1 protein-coding gene is annotated in these 862 nt (G+C 63.1%); it reads right to left on the reverse strand.

From position 1 onward, the window contains the following. The coding region (locus ACKAE7_RS21070) for a hypothetical protein (protein WP_408980229.1) at positions 1-862 on the reverse strand (862 nt) is incomplete at both ends.

Raw genomic sequence — 862 nt, forward strand, 5'->3', positions numbered from 1 at the left:
CCTCGCCGCTGAAGGTCAGCAGCCGTTCTGCAAGCGCGCCATGGTCGACCTGGCGCTTGAGCCGCATATCGGCGACGGCCGCCAGCCGCCGGCCGATCACGCCCTGAAGGCCGAAAGTCTCACCAATCGCAGCGGTGCCGAGTGTTACGGCGAGGTCCGGCCCAAGGATCTTCCCGAGCAGATTCAGGATGAGCGACTTGCCTGAGCGCGTGGGGCCGATAAGCACCGGAATCTTGTGCAGGCTGCGGTGCCCCGACAGCATGTAGCCGACGACTTCCTGAAGGAACGCTCTGGTGGCGTCGTCCTTCGGCCAGAGGCCCGAGAGGAAGCGGTTGAACTCGAGTTGCTCCCGCCCCGGTTCATAGGCCCAGTCTGCGACAGACGTCGCCATGAAGCGCCGGTCCGGTGCGTGGAGGCGTCGTCTTGCGAGGTCGTACAAGCCATTACGGCAAGCGATAAGGTTGCGGGGATCAGGGTCGGTTTCGCACCGCTCGAACCATTGGAACGGCTCGACCTCATCAGAGAGCCGCACGAACGCCCGCAATGCGTCGAGGATGAGTTCGACCTTGCGTGAGTCGCAGGCGAACGGCCTCCCATCCGAGATGTCCCGCGCGCTCTTCGTCTGAACCTGTGCATGCGTGAACGCTTGATAGATGGCGCCCTCGATGTCGCATTTCTTTGTTTGCTGCCAAACGGAGCCGGTCCACACCCACCATTGATCGCGCCAGAACGCGAGCCTGAGCGCCCCTTCGCTCGTCTCGAAATAATCACGCAGGAACAGGCGCGCCCATGGGATGGGCTGTTTCTCCGGAAGAGGCAGCCATCGACCTTTCGCATCGGTGAGGTGCGAGACGTCGACGCT

Origin of the sequence: Pseudarthrobacter sp. NKDBFgelt, from assembly GCF_046097905.1 — a bacterium.
GTDB lineage: Bacteria > Actinomycetota > Actinomycetes > Actinomycetales > Micrococcaceae > Arthrobacter > Arthrobacter polychromogenes.